This is a genomic window from Mesorhizobium sp. M0910, from assembly GCF_040319465.1.
Taxonomy (GTDB): domain Bacteria; phylum Pseudomonadota; class Alphaproteobacteria; order Rhizobiales; family Rhizobiaceae; genus Mesorhizobium.
Window position 1 is genome coordinate 17,321 of record NZ_JAMYNZ010000025.1, and the last position, 15,920, is coordinate 33,240.

Annotated in this window: 16 protein-coding genes; 12 read left to right on the forward strand and 4 right to left on the reverse strand. The window is 62.8% G+C overall.

Annotated elements, in window-relative coordinates:
* Positions 1 to 329 precede the first annotated feature (329 nt).
* Positions 330 to 818, forward strand: coding sequence for a nucleoside deaminase (locus NKH78_RS31010; RefSeq protein WP_352885020.1), 489 nt, complete (start codon positions 330 to 332; stop codon positions 816 to 818).
* 162 nt (positions 819 to 980) lie between these two features.
* Here NKH78_RS31010 and NKH78_RS31015 read toward each other — a convergent pair whose 3' ends face one another.
* The gene (locus tag NKH78_RS31015) at positions 981 to 1,463 is read right to left on the reverse strand and encodes a MarR family winged helix-turn-helix transcriptional regulator (protein ID WP_352726058.1); all 483 of its coding nucleotides are present in this window, start codon (positions 1,461 to 1,463) and stop codon (positions 981 to 983) included.
* A gap of 108 nt (positions 1,464 to 1,571) precedes the next feature.
* Between NKH78_RS31015 and NKH78_RS31020 the strand changes: the two genes are divergently transcribed.
* The gene (locus NKH78_RS31020) at positions 1,572 to 1,976 is read left to right on the forward strand and encodes a VOC family protein (protein ID WP_352726056.1); all 405 of its coding nucleotides are present in this window, start codon (positions 1,572 to 1,574) and stop codon (positions 1,974 to 1,976) included.
* A 100-nt stretch (positions 1,977 to 2,076) separates the two neighbouring features.
* On the opposite strand, the gene NKH78_RS31025 is transcribed toward NKH78_RS31020, so the two are convergent.
* The gene (locus NKH78_RS31025) at positions 2,077 to 2,973 is read right to left on the reverse strand and encodes an NAD-dependent epimerase/dehydratase family protein (protein WP_352885021.1); all 897 of its coding nucleotides are present in this window, start codon (positions 2,971 to 2,973) and stop codon (positions 2,077 to 2,079) included.
* Between the two features lie 146 nt (positions 2,974 to 3,119).
* Here NKH78_RS31025 and NKH78_RS31030 point away from each other — a divergent pair, with 146 nt between their 5' ends.
* Complete coding sequence (locus NKH78_RS31030; RefSeq protein ID WP_352885023.1) at positions 3,120 to 4,058, forward strand: NAD(P)-dependent oxidoreductase; 939 nt, start codon at positions 3,120 to 3,122, stop codon at positions 4,056 to 4,058.
* 1,177 nt (positions 4,059 to 5,235) lie between these two features.
* On the opposite strand, the gene NKH78_RS31035 is transcribed toward NKH78_RS31030, so the two are convergent.
* Both NKH78_RS31035 and NKH78_RS31040 read right to left on the reverse strand, forming a co-directional pair.
* A complete protein-coding gene (locus NKH78_RS31035; protein WP_352749733.1) occupies positions 5,236 to 6,015 on the reverse strand; it encodes a FadR/GntR family transcriptional regulator in 780 nt (259 codons plus the stop codon).
* A gap of 147 nt (positions 6,016 to 6,162) precedes the next feature.
* Positions 6,163 to 7,152 (reverse strand): sugar-binding protein, encoded by a 990-nt coding sequence (locus NKH78_RS31040; protein WP_023675805.1) that lies wholly within the window; start codon positions 7,150 to 7,152, stop codon positions 6,163 to 6,165.
* A gap of 426 nt (positions 7,153 to 7,578) precedes the next feature.
* On the opposite strand from NKH78_RS31040, the gene NKH78_RS31045 reads away from it, so the two are divergent.
* From NKH78_RS31045 to NKH78_RS31085, 9 genes are all read left to right on the forward strand, one after another.
* On the forward strand, positions 7,579 to 8,319 hold the full coding sequence (locus NKH78_RS31045) for an ATP-binding cassette domain-containing protein (RefSeq protein WP_023675804.1): 741 nt from the start codon (positions 7,579 to 7,581) through the stop codon (positions 8,317 to 8,319).
* A 34-nt stretch (positions 8,320 to 8,353) separates the two neighbouring features.
* Entirely contained in the window at positions 8,354 to 9,352 is a 999-nt protein-coding gene (locus tag NKH78_RS31050; protein WP_352458732.1) for an ABC transporter permease, read from the forward strand.
* Between the two features lie 278 nt (positions 9,353 to 9,630).
* Complete coding sequence (locus NKH78_RS31055) at positions 9,631 to 10,458, forward strand: helix-turn-helix domain-containing protein (RefSeq protein WP_352453760.1); 828 nt, start codon at positions 9,631 to 9,633, stop codon at positions 10,456 to 10,458.
* Positions 10,459 to 10,565: 107 nt separating this feature from the next.
* Positions 10,566 to 11,015 (forward strand): SRPBCC family protein, encoded by a 450-nt coding sequence (locus NKH78_RS31060; protein WP_352453759.1) that lies wholly within the window; start codon positions 10,566 to 10,568, stop codon positions 11,013 to 11,015.
* Between the two features lie 12 nt (positions 11,016 to 11,027).
* Complete coding sequence (locus tag NKH78_RS31065; protein ID WP_352885024.1) at positions 11,028 to 11,822, forward strand: FAD binding domain-containing protein; 795 nt, start codon at positions 11,028 to 11,030, stop codon at positions 11,820 to 11,822.
* A gap of 48 nt (positions 11,823 to 11,870) precedes the next feature.
* On the forward strand, positions 11,871 to 12,353 hold the full coding sequence (locus tag NKH78_RS31070) for a (2Fe-2S)-binding protein (protein WP_352885026.1): 483 nt from the start codon (positions 11,871 to 11,873) through the stop codon (positions 12,351 to 12,353).
* Positions 12,354 to 12,367: 14 nt separating this feature from the next.
* Positions 12,368 to 13,735, forward strand: a complete 1,368-nt coding sequence (locus NKH78_RS31075; RefSeq protein WP_352740714.1) for a xanthine dehydrogenase family protein molybdopterin-binding subunit — start codon at positions 12,368 to 12,370, stop codon at positions 13,733 to 13,735.
* 1 nt (position 13,736) lies between these two features.
* Positions 13,737 to 14,741, forward strand: coding sequence for a xanthine dehydrogenase family protein molybdopterin-binding subunit (locus NKH78_RS31080; RefSeq protein ID WP_352779185.1), 1,005 nt, complete (start codon positions 13,737 to 13,739; stop codon positions 14,739 to 14,741).
* A 9-nt stretch (positions 14,742 to 14,750) separates the two neighbouring features.
* Positions 14,751 to 15,647, forward strand: a complete 897-nt coding sequence (locus NKH78_RS31085) for an AAA family ATPase (RefSeq protein WP_352740718.1) — start codon at positions 14,751 to 14,753, stop codon at positions 15,645 to 15,647.
* Positions 15,648 to 15,920 lie beyond the last annotated feature (273 nt).

Genomic DNA, 15,920 nt, shown 5'->3' on the forward strand with positions numbered 1-15,920 from the left:
GTGAGCGATCACAATCAAGACGCATTGGAAGGTTGGACGTTTACCTCTGGCGAGGTCTCAGCTGGCGTGTACCGATTTAGCGGTCGCCATTATGACGGACGCTCGGTTGAACGGCAGGGCCCGGACTATGAGGCTATAAAGGCCGACTGCATGAATGATGCCCGGACACTTGGGAAGCCAGCCTATACCAACCGGTCCTAGAGGCCAGAAGCGCCCCGCCGATGTGATCGGCAACGCAGTCCATGTCATGCGCATTGCGACAGGCGAGGAAGCCGACGAAGTGATTGACGACGGCAAAGACCCCGCTGCAGCTGCCGGAGGATCTGCCGATGCCACAACGCCCGTATGATGAGCGTCTGCTCCGTCAGGCGTTCGAAGTGGCGCGCAAGGCCCGCGATGCTGGCGAACATCCCTTTGGTTCGCTGCTCGCCGACAAGGACGGCAATGTGTTGCGCGAGCAGCCCAACGCTTACAAAGCCGGCGGCGGCGACCGCACCGCTCATGCCGAAAGGCTGCTGGCCTCGTGGGCGGGGATGAATGTCAGTCTCGAAAAGCTGGCCTCTTGCACACTCTACACTTCGGCCGAACCTTGCGCGATGTGCTCCGGGACAATCTATTGGGCGGGCATCGGACGGGTCGTCTTTGGGCAGAGCGAACATGACCTCAAGCGGTTGACGGGTGCACATGTCGAGAACCCCACACTCGACCTGCCCTGCAGGATCGTCTTCGAAGCTGGGCAGCGTCCGACTGAAGTCGTCGGCCCGTTGCTTGCCGATGAAGCGGCGCAACTCCAGGCCGAATTCTGGGAAGACAAGTAGGGTCAGGACTCGTTGATTCAGAGGCAGGGGTGACTGCTGACGTGGACCACGACCTGAAGCAATTCCAGGAAAAGTGTGAAACGATTTTCCGCCCGGAATTGCCTCAAAACAAAAAAATACAGATCGGTTCGGCGTTTCCGTGAACGACAAAATAGTTCCAATTCAAAGGCCGGTGAGCAATTTCTTAAGTAGAGCGTTAAGCGTTTCCTGCTCCGCCGGCGTCAGCACGGAGATTAATTGCTCTTCCAGCGCCACCATTGGACCAATCAAATCGTCTATCGCGCGCTTGCCGCCGGTCGTCAGCGCAATTTGCTTGCCGCGCCGGTCGTTGGGATCGGGGCGTCGTTCAACCAGCCCAGCGCGCTCCAGCCGGTCCAGGCGGCTCGTCATGCCGCCCGAGGAGATCATTGCCGATTCGTAGAGCTGAGTAGGTGAGAGCATATAGGGTTCACCGGCGCGCCTGAGCGGCGTGAGCACATCGAACTCACCTACATTCAGGCCTGCTTCTTTGAGCAACGGGTTCATGTGATCGCGGATGACCCGTGCGGCGGCATCAAGCAGACGACCTACCGTTTCAACAGGTAACGACGGAAGATCGGGGCGCTCGCGGGCCCATTGCTTAGCTGCGGCCTCGGCGCGATCCATGGCAAATATTCCCTCGACAAAATGTATCTTGCAATCAAGATACATTGCATCTACTTACATTGCAGCAAGACAATAGCGCAGCGCGCAGCCTTGGAGAAAGCGAAATCGATGCCCAAAATGATTTTCGTGAACCTGCCTGTCCGTGACCTGTCGGCCTCGACGGCGTTCTACGTGGCGCTAGGCGGCACTGTGAACCCGCAGTTTTCGGGCGAGAAATCCACCTCGCTCATGTTCTCGGACACGATCGGGGTGATGCTGCTGACCCATGACCACTACCGCGAATTCACTAAACGCCCAATCGGCGACGCACGGCGCGACAGCCACGCAATGATCGTCCTCACTGTCGATAACCGCGACGCCGTCGATGCAACACTGACCAGCGCGGTTGCGGCGGGCGGTCGCGCCGATCCCAACCCGGCACAGGATCTTGGCTTCATGTATAACCGCCACATTGAAGACCCGGATGGCTATGTCTGGGAAATCGTATGGATGAACCCGACGGCGAACGCCTGAACGTAGGGTGTGGGCGCATCGGTAGCAGCGGGTGTGAGCCTCGAGTCATGACGAGCAATTCGGGGCTGGCCCAGTGCCGGTTCCGCGTCAGCTGCCTCCGTCAGGCCGTCTTGACATATTTCCGCCAGCTGTGCTCCGGCCGGAAGCCGAGCATGTCGCGCGCCTTGCGGTTGGAGAGCAGCGTCTCGTATTCGCCAAGTTCGCCCCTGACCGGCACATCGGGATAAAACCGCTTCAGCAGTTCGGCTGTCGGCAGATCGGACGAGGTGTCGTCGTTGGCCGCGTTGAACACCTGATAGCCGAGCCCGTCCTTCTCGATGGCGCGCAGCGTGATCTGGCCGAGGTCGCGCGCGTCGATATAGCTCCAGGCGATGCGCTTGCGGAAACCCGGATCGGCGAACCATTTCGGAAACAGCGAATATTCATGCGGCTCGATGACGTTGCCGATGCGCAAGGCATAGATGTCGAAGCCGCTGCGCAGCGCAAAGGCGCGCGCCGTCTTCTCGTTGACGACCTTGGACAGGGCGTAGCTGTCCATCGGATCGACGTCGTACGCCTCGTCGAGCGGGAAATGCGTCGGGTTGCGCGGCTCGTTGGCGAATACCAGCCCGTAGGTCGTCTCACTGGAAGCGATCACCACCTTGCGGATGCCGAGCTTCACCGCGGCCTCGATGACGTTGTAGGTGCCGAGCGCGTTGATGCGGAACACCTCATTGTCGGGCGTGATCATGATCCGCGGGATCGCCGCGAAATGCACCACGGCATCCACCGGCTGCGAGCGCAGCGACGGGTCGAATTCATGCAGGCCGATATAGCTCGACAGCGCATTGAACACCTGCCCGCTGTCGGTGATGTCGGTGATCAGCGTGCGCACGTTGGGATTGTCGAGCGGCTTGGTGTCGATGTTGAGCACCTGGCAGCCCTGCTCGACCAGATACTGCACGACATGGCGCCCGGCCTTGCCGCTGCCGCCGGTGAACATGATCCGCTTTGTCATTTTGCTCTCCCTGGAATTCATGTGTATTGTCAGACAATATCGAACTCTGCAATCGCCTGCCATGGCATGCGGCAAAAACCCGCTTCAACAATTCGCCGGCAAGCTGCAGCGCCGTCATCCATCATTGCAAAATAGGACGAAACGACATGAACACGACCGCCGCGAGCGAAAAGATCGGCTTCATCGGGCTTGGCCTGATGGGCCACGGGATAGCGAAGAACATCGTCGACAAGGGCTATCCGCTGACGTTTCTCGGCCGCAAGAACCGCAAGCCGGCGGAAGACCTGCTCGGCCGCGGCGCCAGGGAATCGGCGACCTCGCGCGACGTCGCAGCGGCATCGACGGTTGTCTTCATTTGCGTCACCGGCTCGCGCGAGGTCGAAGCCATCATCCGCGGCCCAGGCGGTCTCAAGGAAGGCCTGAAGCCGGGATCGGTTGTCGTTGATTGCTCGACCTCGGATCCCGTTTCGACGGTGGCGCTGGCCGCCGAACTCAAGGCGCTCGGCGTCGATTATGTCGATGCCCCGCTCAGCCGCACGCCGAAGGAAGCCTGGGAAGGCACGCTCGACGCCATGGTCGGCGCGCCCGATGCGGTCTTTGCCCGGCTGAAGCCAGTGCTCGAAACCTGGGCTGGGCGCATCGTCCATATCGGCGATACCGGCGACGGCCATCGCATGAAGCTGCTCAACAATTTCATCTCGCTCGGCTACGCCGCGATCTATTCCGAGGCGCTGGCGCTGGCGCAGAAGGTCGGCATCTCGCCGCCGCGCTTCGACAGCGTCATCCGCAACGGCCGCATGGATTGCGGCTTCTACCAGACCTTCATGCGCTGGACGCTGGAAGGCGACCGCGACGCGCACAAATTCACCATCGCCAACGCCTTCAAGGATCTCACCTATCTCGAATCGATGGCGGGTGCCGCCGGCATCGCCAACCCGCTCGGCAACGCCACCAAGAACGCCTTCGCCGGCGCCTTCGCCACCGGTCCCGCCGATCAGTACGTGCCAATGCTGGCGACGCACATCGGCAAGGTCAACGGCGTCGACCTGATGCCGACCAGGGATGGCAAAAAGCAGACGATCTGAGAACGTTGGGATTAACGCCTGGGAGTGTCGCAACTGCAAACGTTCGCTGCCGACCAGCTACATCCGCCAATCTCCAACGCTGGCGATTAGCATATGACACCACACCTTCGTCATCCCAGGGCGGAGCAGGAGCGAAGCGACGTCGCGCAGACCCTGGGATCCATGCCGTGACATCAGCCGAAGAATGCAGCGGCTCAGAACGGCGCTTGTATCCGCCATTGCGCTCGTCGCCCTTCCACCATGACCGCGAGCCAGAAGCTGCGGAAGCGCTGGCTCCGCCAATGGAAGACCGAATTGATCGAGACGACCAGTCCCAGAGTGCTTCGAGCTTTTTCGCGGGACCGGGTGGCAGCGTTTGGTTCTGGTCTGCTGGAGCACTGCCGCAAGGTAACGGCATGGATCCCAGGGTCTGCGCCGCGTCGCTTCGCTCCTTGCTCCGCCCAGGGATGACGAAGGGAGGGTTTCGGCTAATCTCCTAAATTTGCGATTTGCGACTAACGGGAATGATCGACCTTCGTTGCTGGTTGACCCGACTTACACGCAGTTGGCCGAGAAACGATCGAATCAGCGCCGAAACCGGCCGATAACGCCGGTATTGGCGAGAAGTCTGTGCACCAAAGCACGCGCACTTCCGATCGGAAGAAGCCAAAAACAAAAAACCGCCTCGGTGGGCGGGTCGTTGGAGCCAATTAGCACCATACCAAAATTAGTAGCATAGCTGCCGGCACAAAGCAAGAACAAAATACACCGCGGTCGCACAAAAATGCGATTTCGTTCACCGCCGCGAGCTTGCGCTCAAAGACGATCGCCAAGATCGCGTTCCTTCGCGGCTGGCCCCGCCGATCAGTATGTGTCTATGCTTGCGGCACATATCGGCAAGTCAACGGTGTCGACATCATGCCGGCCAAGGATGGGAAAAAAGCAGACGATCTAAGCGCATGGGCAATACGCACGGCGCACTATTTTCAATCAACGCCAGCGCTGCCCCTCATCGCCCTGCCGGGCACTTCTCCCCGTATAGTGACGGGGAGAAGGACGCTTTCGCTGACGATTTCGCTAACTATTTCCATTGCAAGAGAATGTGCCAAGATCGCGGCCAGCCCCTTCTCCCCGTCACTATACGGGGAGAAGGTGGCGGCAGCCGGATGAGGGGCGGCGCCGGACTTTGCGGTATAAATCACCGCCGCGACCGGCCGATGACATCGTCGGTGTTGGCAAGAAGCCTGTGCACCGCGGCGCGGGCTGCGGCGGGCCGCTGCAGGCGGATGTTCTTCTCGATCGCCTCGTGCAGTGCCTGCGCCCGCCGCTGATCGCTGGTCTCGCGGGTGACGAACTGGAACAAATGGTCGAGCGCCGATTCGATCAGCACGCCGAGCGGCACCAGCAGATCGTTGCCCGAGGCCCGCAGGATGGCGAGATGAAAACGCGTGTCGGCGCGCGTGCGCTCCTGCAGGTTGGTCGCCTCGCCCATCTCGCGGCAAGCCTGGCTGATCTCGGCCATCTGCTCGTCGGTGCGCCGCATGGCGGCAAAAGCGCTGGCCTCCGGCTCGATGATGTGGCGGAATTCCTGCACGGTCCTGAGGAACACCTCGCGGTCCGGCGAGGTCGCATACCAGGCCAGCACGTCGCGATCGAGCAGGTTCCAGCGCTCCTTCGGCTCGACCCAGCTGCCGATCTTCGGGCGCGAGGCAAGCAGGCTCTTGGCCATCAGCATCTTGATGGCTTCGCGCACCGCCGAGCGGCTGACGTCGAACGTCTCGGACCATTTGGCTTCGTTGGGCAGGATGGTTCCTGGCGGATAGTCGCCGCGCACGATCCTCAGCCCGATTTCGTTGGCCAGCGACGCATGCACGCTCGAGCCGGGAAAGTGTGCTGCGTCGGCACGCCGAACGCCGGCCGGCCGCTCAGGCTCTGCCTTGAATTTGGCGGGTCGCTTTTTTGATGTCGCGTCCGGCATTGGTATTCCCCGGCAACTGCTTGTCGAAAGCCTGAACTCAGGGCACGGCAAAGCAGCGGCCTACGCTCCAAAGCAGCGTCGCCTCGTGCGTTTTGTATGGACAGTGCGAACGGGGCGCCCGTCGAAGGGCGCCCCGAAATTGCCGACCTACTTTTGTATGCAGGTGTCGACGGTGTCCTTGGTGCATTCGTCGAGGCCGGTGAACACCGGATCGGCGACCGGCTTGCCGTCGACCAGGTCGATCATCACCGAGGGCGCCTTGTAGCCCATCTCGAACGGCCGCTGGCCAACCAGCGCGGTCACCAGCCCGTCACGGGCAATCGCCACCTCGTCGCCGATCGTGTCGGCGGCGCCGATGACGAAGGCGTTGCTGGCGATCTTGTCGGCCATCGGCTTGAACAGGTCGCGGTAGGGCTGCGGAGCGCCGAACAGCGGCCAGCCGCCCATGATGCCGAAGGCGTCGAGATCGGGATTGGCGGCGAGGATGTCGGTCATCGCCTGCACGCCCTTGGCGCCGTCGTCATTGGTGAACACCGGGCAGCCGGCAACTTCCGTCCAGCCGCCCTCGCCCGCCAGCGCCGCGAGGCCGTCCTTGCCCGACAGCGCGTCACGCATGCCCTGCGCGCGGCGCAGGATGTTGTCGGCGGCCGGATTGCCTTCGATGGTGCAGATCTTGCCGCCATTCGGCTTGGCCTTCTTGATGTATTCGCCGATCTTGTGACCCATCAGGTAATTGTCGGTGCCGAGGTAGGTCTTGCGCAGCGCCGCATCTTCCTTGCTGAGGTCGGCGTCGAGGGTCATGATCGGGATCGACGGATTGGCGCTTTTGATCGTCTGCGCAATCAGCGGCGCGTTCGATGGCGAAATCGCCATTGCCACCGTGTCGGGCTTGCTCAGCATGTCCTGGACGATCTGGGCTTCACCGGCCTCATCCGAGGTCGACGCCGGTCCGGTGTAGAAGCACTCATATTCCGAGCTGGCGTTTTCCTTGTTCCATTTCTCGCAACCCTGGTGGATGGCCTCGAAGAATGGATTGTCCAGACCCTTCACCACGATGACGAGCTGTTTCTTGGCCATAGCCGGCCCGGCACCCAGCGCCATGACGGCGGCGGCAGCGAGCAATAGTGATTTCCTCATGTCAGTCCTCCCTTTTGAAACAAACGGACACCGCGTGCCCGCCACACACAGATCGACCCGGAGCAAAATGACAGAGGACGTAGCACTCGTGTCGCCAAGCCAGGTCGATAAGCATTTTCACATTCAGTCCCAGACCGGCACCGACAGATATCGCTGGTTACCAGATCCCTGACCGACAAACCCTCACCGATTCCTTCCGGCAACCCGGTGGCTCGGCGCAAGCTCCTCCGACACTTAGCTAATATCGCCTTGTCACCGACGTCAATGCTATTTGTCCTACAAAACTGATTTTTCGAAAGAGCCGTGGTTGACGCCAAGGAGGCTTATGCGTAAATGGGCAAAATCGCTGCTTCCGGGAGGAACTGGGGAGAGCGAATGGCCGCGGCAGAACCGCAGGCCGCAAAGCACGGGGAGGCAAGAAGGCTGGTGGCGGTTCTCGAACTCACCAACATCTCGAAGCATTTTGGCGCCATCCAGGCGGTCAACGACGTTTCGCTGTCGATCGAGGCCGGACAGGTTGTCGGCCTGATGGGTGACAACGGCGCCGGCAAGTCGACGCTGGTCAAGATGATCGCCGGCAATTTCCCGCCGAGCCATGGCACGATGCAGATGGACGGCAAGGAGCTGATCCTGCACAAGCCGGTGGAGGCGCGCCAGCACGGCATCGAAATCGTCCATCAGGACCTGGCACTGTGCAACAATCTGACGGCCGCCGCCAACGTCTATCTCGGCCGCGAATTGCGCCGCGGCCTCGGGCCGCTTCGCATCCTCGACTATGCCGCGATGTACAAGCGTGCCGGCCAGATCTTCGCCGAGCTGAAATCCGAAACGCGCCCGCGCGACCTGGTCAAACAAATGTCGGGCGGCCAGCGGCAGGCGGTGGCGATCGCCCGCACCATGCTTTCGCAGGCCAAGATCGTGCTGATGGACGAGCCGACCGCGGCGATCTCGGTGCGCCAGGTCGCCGAGGTGCTGAACCTGATCCGCCATTTGCGCGACCAGGGCATCGCCGTCGTGCTGATCAGCCACCGCATGCCCGACGTCTTTGACGTCGCCGACCGCGTCATCGTCATGCGGCGCGGCCGCAAGGTCGCCGACAAGACGATCGCATCGAGTTCGCCGGAAGAAGTCACCGGGCTCATTACCGGCGCCATCGAACAGGTATGATTGACGCCTCAACCATGAGTAAAAAAGGTCGATAATGGCAGTCACCCTTGATCAGACGATCGCGCACAAGCAGCACACCTTGCTGAGCAAGGTGTTTGCCAGCCAGACCTTCTGGGTGGTGATCGCGGTCATCCTCGCCTGCCTGTTCCTGTCGGTGGCCACGGATTCCTTCGCCACGACCAAGAACCTCTACAACATCACCCGCAACGTCACCTTCGTCGCCATCGTGGCGCTCGGCATGACCTTCGTCATCATCACCGGCGGTATCGACCTGTCGGTCGGCTCGGTGCTTTGCCTGTGCTCGATGGTGCTGGCCGTGACCATGCATGCCGGCTACGGCATCGAGATCGGCATTGCCGCTGCGATTGCCACTGCGCTGATCATCGGCGCCTTCAACGGGGTTCTGATCGCCTATCTCGGCTTTCCGCCTTTCGTGGTGACGCTCGGCATGCTGTCGATTGCGCGCAGTCTAGCCATGGTCGCCTCCAACAACACCGTCGTCTTCCAGTTCGGGCCGGATCACGACAAGCTGCTGGCGCTGGGCGGCGGCGCCTGGGTGTTCGGCATCGCCAATCCGGTGCTTTACATGATCGTGCTGGCGTTGATCACCGGCTTTGTGCTGCGCTGGACGAAATTTGGCCGGCACATCTTCGCCATCGGCGGCAACGAGCATGCGGCAACGCTGACCGGCGTTCCGGTGCGCCAGATCAAGGTCGTCGTCTACATGATCTCGGCAATGGCGGCTGGCCTTGCCGGCATCATCCAGACCGGCTGGCTGGGCGCGGTCACCACCAATCTCGGCAACGGCATGGAGCTTCAGGTGATCGCCGCCACCGTCATCGGAGGCGCCAACCTTGCCGGCGGCATGGGCACAGCCTTCGGTGCGGTCGTCGGCGCGGCGCTGATCGAGGTCATCCGCAACAGCCTCGGCCTGCTCGGCATCAATGCCTTCTGGCAAGGCGTGTTCATCGGCGGCGCCATCCTGCTCGCCGTGCTGTTCGACCGCATCCGCAATTTCAGGCGCAACGACTAAATCTCGGCTGCATCCCGACGCTGAATCATAGATCGTTCGCCGGTTGAATTGCCGGCCTCGAGGCCTCGCCGGCGCTGGTCGCCGGCCGACCGCATCTGTCTTCCCATAGCGGCCTTGAAACGCTCGCCTTCCTCCTATCGCCGGGTCTGATAATCCGCCGGTGCGGCGCATGGCCGGCGCCCGGACGTGCACATCCGTCTTGACGCAAGCCCGAACTGCGCCGCACAATCGCTCGCAGCAGGCGAAGGGAGGCCAGTCGCCTGCGGGAGGATATACCCATGACGGAAGCGATCAGGCTCTACTGGGGCCGGTTCGGACATGTTTCTGTCCTGAACGTCGCCAGCGACTTCGTCACCCATGCCCACGTCGAGGCGCATATCATCATCTGGCTGGAAGGCACCGCCGGCGAGATGACCATCGGCCGCGAGACGGTGCGGCTTGGACCGGGCACCGCCGCCGGCATCAATTCCTTCCAGCCGCACAGCCACGCTCTGTCCCGCGACGGCACGCCCGGCCTGTTCCTCGCCTTTTACATCGATCCGGACTGGGCACGGAAACGCCGCGAGCTGCCTTCCGCCGCGCCGCTGTTCTCCGCCCCGGCGATCACGCTCGAGCCTTGGCTGCACAAGGCAGCGGCCAACCTCCTCGACCATCTCAGCGACAATGAGAGCATCGACGACATCGCCAATTACGAGATCGAGCGCTTCATCGACAGCGTGCTCGATGCCGCCGATGCCTCCGCACCGCAGACCGTGCGCACCCGCGTCAGCACCATGCAGGATTTCCGCGTCCGCAAGGCGATCCAGCTGATGAAAGCCAATGTCTGCGAGCGTATCTGCTTCGACGACGTGGCGCGCAGCGTCGGCCTGTCGCGGCCGCATTTCTTCGCCTTGTTCAAGGAACAGACCAATCTGACGCCCAACGTCTATTGGAACACGCTGCGCATGGAGGAAGCCGTGCGGCAGTTGCAGTGGTCGCAGGAGCCGCTGATCTCGGTCGCCTGCAATCTGGGCTTCACCACGCAAGGCAATTTCTCGCGCTTCTTCCGCGACCATGTCGGCGTCCCGCCGACGCTTTACCGCGAAGCGGCGCGGGCGATCAGCTGAGCGCCCGTTTTTCAGACTATTTGATAGGCGTTCAAGACGCATTGATAAGCGCTGCCGAGCCTGCCGCCCTACCCTCCCAAGCAGCTGATTTGCAAGGGAACGATCATATGGCGAAAGTCACCATCTCCAGCGTCATCGACGCACCGGTCGAAAAGGTCTGGGCGCGCATACGCGACTTCAACGGCCTGCCGACCTGGCACCCGCGCATGATCGAAAGCCATATCGAGGACGGCAAGGATGCCGGCACGATCGGCTGCGTGCGCAATTTCCAGCTCGCCAGCGGCGCCCGCCTGCGCGAAAAGCTGCTCGATTTCTCTGACGAGAACTTCCTCGTCAGCTACGCCATCCTGGAGACGCCGCAGCCGCTCACCAACCACAAGGCGACATTGCAATTGCGGCGGGTTACCGACGGCGACCGCACCTATGCCGAATGGACCGCCAGCTTCGACGCCGCTCCAGAGGAAGCCGACAAGCTGGCCGAAGGCATGGGCGCCAACGTCTTCCAGGGCGGCTTCAACGCCCTGAAGGCCCATTTTGCCGGCCGGAGCCAGGCGTAAAGGGAGCGTTCCATGGCGCTTGCACTGCAGACTTTCGCGACGGTGAAGGACGCCGGCGCGGCGCTGAAAGCCGCCGGCACCCGCTACCTCGGTGGCGGCACACTGGTCGTGCGCGCCGCCAATGAAGGCGACGTGTCGATCTCCGGTTTCGTCAGGTCGACCGAACCGGCGCTGTCGGTCATCCACATTTCCGGCGGCGAGGTCCGCATCGGCGCCTCGGTGACCATGGCGGCGATCGCCCGCCATCCGGATCTCGCCCCGCTGGCCCACGCCGCGCGCGCCGTCGGCGGCCCGGCGATCCGCAACATGGCGAGCGTCGGCGGCAATCTCTTCGCGCCAACGCCTTACGGCGATTTCACCGTTGCGCTGCTGGCTTTAGATGCAACTGTCAGCACCGATGACGGCGAGCTGCCGATTGAGACATTCCTCGCAAAGCGCGAGAGCAATGACGCCATCGTCACCTCGGTCGGCTTCACGCTTCCGAAGGAAGGCGGCTTTCGCTTCCTGAAAGTGTCGAGGGTCAAGCCAAAGGGCATTTCGGTGCTGAGCATCGCGACCGTGCTGGAGCACGCACCGGACGGCACTGTGTCGTCCGCGCGGATCGCGCTCGGCTGCATGGCCGACCGGCCGATCCGTGCCAGGGCGGCGGAGAAGGCCCTGATTGGCCGGGAACTCACGAGCGACGGCATCGCACCGGCACTGGCTGTTGCCCGCGACGGCACTTCGCCGCCAACCGATCCGATCGCCAGCGCCTGGTATCGCAACGAAGTCCTGCCGGTCCATCTCGGCCGGCTGCTGCTCGCCTGAAAGACCGTGGCGCGTATGTCCGCCTGGCTGTGGCGCAAGGAGTAAAAGATGGCAAAGGTCCCGGTTCAGTTCACGCTCAATGGTGCGGAGAAAGCCGAATTCATCGACAGCGGCACAACGCTGCTTCACGCGCTGCGCGACAAGATCGGCGACACCTCGCCAAAAGGCGGCTGCCACCAGGGCACTTGCGGCGCCTGCTCGGTCATCATCGATGGCGAGCTCAGGCTCTCCTGCCTGACGCTGGCCGAGACCTGCAACGGTGCGACCGTCACCACGACGTCGGGGCTTTCGGAAGGCGGCGTGCTGCATCCGCTGCAACGCGCTTTCCTCGATGCTTTCGCGACCCAATGCGGTTTCTGCACGCCGGGCATGATCATGGCCGCCAAGGTGCTGCTCGATCACACGCCGAACCCCGGCCGCGAGGACGTGGTCGAGGCGTTGTCGGGCAATATCTGCCGCTGCACCGGCTACGAACCGATCATCCAGGCGGTGCTGAGCGCCGCGCGCTCCAATTCGCAGAACGCGGCTTGAGGGGAGTCAAAAAGATGGAACTCCGCAAGAGCTACTTTGCCGACCAGCGCAAGGACGATCTGCACGAGATCGGCCAGCCGCGGCCGCGTTCGGATTCGCCCGGCCATGTCACCGGCAAGACCGCCTATTTCGCCGACCGCAATTTTCCCGGCATGCTGCACCTGAAGATGGTGCGCAGCCCGCATCATCACGCCCGCATCCGCAGCATCGATACGTCAGAGGCGGAAAAGCACCCCGGCGTCGTCAAGGTGCTGACCGCCAAGGATGTGCCGCACAATGTCTACACCATCCTGATCCTGATCCAGATCGGGCCGGAGGACGAGACGGTGCTGGCCGACGGCAAGGTGCGCTGGAAGGGCGAGGCCGTGGTGGCGGTGCTGGCCGAGACCGAGCGCGCCGCCCAGGAAGCCGCCGCCAAGGTCAAGGTCGATTACGAGGTGCTGCCGGCCGTCTTCGACATGGACGAAGCGCTGAAGCCCGGCGCGCCGATCGTCAACGAATATCACGGCCGGAATTATTACCTCTACGACAGCGGCGAATGCCGCAAGGTGCGCTTCGGCGATGTCGAGGCAGGCTTTACAGGAGCCGACCACGTGCTCGAACAGACCTACCAGTCTTCACCGATCGAGCATGCGCCGACCGAAACGACCGGCTGCATCGTCGCGCCGGAGGGCAACGACCGCTTCACCTGCTACACCAACACGCAGGCGATGTTCTTCACCCTCGATAACGCCTCGATCATCCTGCAGATGCCCGGCAACAAGCTGCATTTCGTCGGCGGCACTGTCGGCGGCGGCTTTGGCGGCAAGGTCGACGTCATCGTCGAGCCGATCGCCATCCTTGGCGCCAAACTAACAGGACGACCGGTCTGTTTTATCTACAGCCGCGAGGAAGAGATGCAGATTTCCTCGCCGCGCGCCGCCGAGAAAGTCGTCATCAAGGACGGCGTCATGAACGACGGCCGCATCGTCGCGCGCAAAGTGACCGGCTACACCGACGCCGGCGCCTATTCGCGCCATTCGCCCTACGGCGCGCAGAAGGGCGCCGGCCATTATCCCGGCCCCTATACGATCCCGAATGTCTGGATCGACACCTACTGCGTCTACACCAACCGCACCCCGTCCTCTGCGATGCGTGGCTTCGGCGTGACGATTGGCGATTTCGCGCTAGAGGTACAGATGGACAAACTCGCCCGGCTGATCGGCATGGACCCGCTCGAATTCCGTTTCATCAACGCCTATCGCGATGGCGACATGAAAGCACATCGGCAGCCGACCGAGGGTGCGGCGCTGATCGAGTGCATGCAGGAAGCCTCGCGCGCCGCCAACTGGCCGGTAGCGGAAAAATTCATGGCGATGTCGTCTTACGCGAAGGGAGTTTGAGATGGCGATCAGGCGCGGACGCGGCGTCGCCGCGATCAATTATCCGACCGGCATGAATCTCGGTGGCGACCCGACGCAGGCGCTGGTCCATTCGACGCCGACCGGCAATTTCATGGTCACGCTGTCGAGCGTCGACCTCGGCCAGGGCATGAAGCAGATCATGGCGCAGATCTGCGCCGAGACGATCGGCGTGCCGACCGACCGTGTCGTCGTCGACACCGCCGACACCGACACCGGCCCGCATTGCATGGGCACCTTCGCCTCGCGCGGCACGCACCGCGCCGGCAACGCCGTCATCCAGGCGGCCAGGGAAGCCCGCCAGGTGATGCTGGAAGTGGCGGCCGAGGAGCTGGAGGTGAATGCCTCGGACCTCGAGACCGATGGCCAGGGCAACATCCTGGTCAAGGGCGCGCCGCAGAAATCGATCTCGATCTTCGATGTCGCGCTGTCGGCGCATTTCAAGCGCGGCCGTTCGATTTCCGGCCGCGGCATGTTTTTGATCCCGCGCTCCTATCCGGAGAAAGAGACCGGCGCGATGAAGCCCTCGACCTGCTATGCGCACGCCTGCACGGTTGCCGAGGTCGAAGTCGACGACGAGACCGGCGAGGTCACCGTGCTGACGGTGAAGAACATGTTTGAGATCGGCCGTGCGCTGAACCCGAAAATGGTCGAGCAGCAGCTCGTCGGCGGTTCGTGGATGGGCATCAGCCATGCTCTCTACGAAACGACCGAGCCCTATTATCCCAACCGCGACCATGGCGGCACCGACTTCAACCAATATCTGATGCCGGGTCCTGGCGATCTCGCGCAAACCGAGATCATCGTGCTGGAGAGGCCCTCGGCCGACGGGCCGTACGGCGCTAAGGGGCCGGGTGAAATGTGCGCCAACCCGCAAATCCCGGCGGTGGCCAACGCCGTCTTCGACGCCGTCGGTGTGCGCATCGACACGCTGCCGATCACGCCGGAGCGCATCCTGCGGGCGCTGAAGGCGCAAGCATCGAACTGAGTGCTGGAAATGCCCAAGAGAAGCGCCCGGACTTCAAGCGCAGAGACAGTCGCGACCTCGCCGGAGGCGGTGGCGTCCCGCCTCGCCGCCTCGCGCTATCTCGCAGATGAAAGCCTGGCCACCGCAATCTTCCTGGCGATCAGGCTGGGTAAGCCGCTGCTGCTCGAAGGCGCGCCCGGCGTCGGCAAGACCGAAGCGGCGAAGGCGATAGCCGAACTGCTCGGGCGCGATCTGGTGCGGCTGCAATGCTACGAAGGCATCGACGCCGCACATGCACTATACGAGTGGAACTACCAGCGCCAGCTGCTCGCCATCCGCCATGCCGGCGAGCACGAGGTCGACATCTACGACGACCGTTTCCTGATCGCGCGGCCGCTGCTGCAGGTGCTGAAGGCGCCGGAAAAGTGCGTGCTGCTGGTCGACGAAATCGACCGTTCCGACCATGAATTCGAAGCGCTGCTGCTGGAGTTCCTGTCCGATTTCCAGATCAGCATTCCCGAGCGCGGCACCATTCGCGCGACGGCGCAGCCGATCGTCATCCTGACCTCGAACCGCACGCGTGAACTGGCCGAAGCGCTGCGGCGGCGCTGCGTCTATCACTGGATCACCTATCCCGACGCCAATCGCGAGGCCGAGATCATCATGCTGCGCGCCGGCGACGTCGCCGAGGCCACGGCGCGCGCCGTGGCTTCCGCGGTGCGCGACATCCGCGCGCGTCCGCTGGCCAAGCCGCCAGGCATCGCCGAGGCGGTCGAATGGGCCAATGCCGCCACCATCCTCGAAAAGGGCGGCAGCCCCTGGCCGGAAGCCTTCCGCCGCGCCATCGGCGTGCTGATCAAGGACGAGGAGGACTTTTCCTGCATCGCGCCCGAGCTCGGCAAGATTGTCGAGGAGGCGCTAGCGTGACGAGCAACCGAAGCGCGCTAGCGCGATACCCCAGGGCTAGTGCGCGACGCTGGCGGGACAGCGCCCCCCTCTGTCCTGCCGGACATCTCCCCCTCAAGGGGGGAGATTGGCAGCTTGGGCGCTCCGCTCAATTCTGCAACGTTGAAGATTGGCGAAAGCCGGCGAGATGTCTGATCTCCCCCCTGTTTGGACCGGGGACATCGCGAACAGGTGTGCGAGGACATCGCGAACAGTTTGGCGCGCTTTGCGCTGGGGGGTTCGGGATGCCATTCG

Excerpts from the sequence above, each read along its gene's own strand:
- NKH78_RS31010 (WP_352885020.1), top strand. The coding sequence starts at position 330 with ATGCCACAACGCCCGTATGATGAGCGTCTGCTCCGTCAGGCGTTCGAA.
- NKH78_RS31015 (WP_352726058.1), bottom strand. The coding sequence starts at position 1,463 with ATGGATCGCGCCGAGGCCGCAGCTAAGCAATGGGCCCGCGAGCGCCCC.
- NKH78_RS31020 (WP_352726056.1), top strand. The coding sequence starts at position 1,572 with ATGCCCAAAATGATTTTCGTGAACCTGCCTGTCCGTGACCTGTCGGCC.
- NKH78_RS31025 (WP_352885021.1), bottom strand. The coding sequence starts at position 2,973 with ATGACAAAGCGGATCATGTTCACCGGCGGCAGCGGCAAGGCCGGGCGC.
- NKH78_RS31030 (WP_352885023.1), top strand. The coding sequence starts at position 3,120 with ATGAACACGACCGCCGCGAGCGAAAAGATCGGCTTCATCGGGCTTGGC.
- NKH78_RS31035 (WP_352749733.1), bottom strand. The coding sequence starts at position 6,015 with ATGCCGGACGCGACATCAAAAAAGCGACCCGCCAAATTCAAGGCAGAG.
- NKH78_RS31040 (WP_023675805.1), bottom strand. The coding sequence starts at position 7,152 with ATGAGGAAATCACTATTGCTCGCTGCCGCCGCCGTCATGGCGCTGGGT.
- NKH78_RS31050 (WP_352458732.1), top strand. The coding sequence starts at position 8,354 with ATGGCAGTCACCCTTGATCAGACGATCGCGCACAAGCAGCACACCTTG.
- NKH78_RS31055 (WP_352453760.1), top strand. The coding sequence starts at position 9,631 with ATGACGGAAGCGATCAGGCTCTACTGGGGCCGGTTCGGACATGTTTCT.
- NKH78_RS31060 (WP_352453759.1), top strand. The coding sequence starts at position 10,566 with ATGGCGAAAGTCACCATCTCCAGCGTCATCGACGCACCGGTCGAAAAG.
- NKH78_RS31065 (WP_352885024.1), top strand. The coding sequence starts at position 11,028 with ATGGCGCTTGCACTGCAGACTTTCGCGACGGTGAAGGACGCCGGCGCG.
- NKH78_RS31070 (WP_352885026.1), top strand. The coding sequence starts at position 11,871 with ATGGCAAAGGTCCCGGTTCAGTTCACGCTCAATGGTGCGGAGAAAGCC.
- NKH78_RS31075 (WP_352740714.1), top strand. The coding sequence starts at position 12,368 with ATGGAACTCCGCAAGAGCTACTTTGCCGACCAGCGCAAGGACGATCTG.
- NKH78_RS31080 (WP_352779185.1), top strand. The coding sequence starts at position 13,737 with ATGGCGATCAGGCGCGGACGCGGCGTCGCCGCGATCAATTATCCGACC.
- NKH78_RS31085 (WP_352740718.1), top strand. The coding sequence starts at position 14,751 with ATGCCCAAGAGAAGCGCCCGGACTTCAAGCGCAGAGACAGTCGCGACC.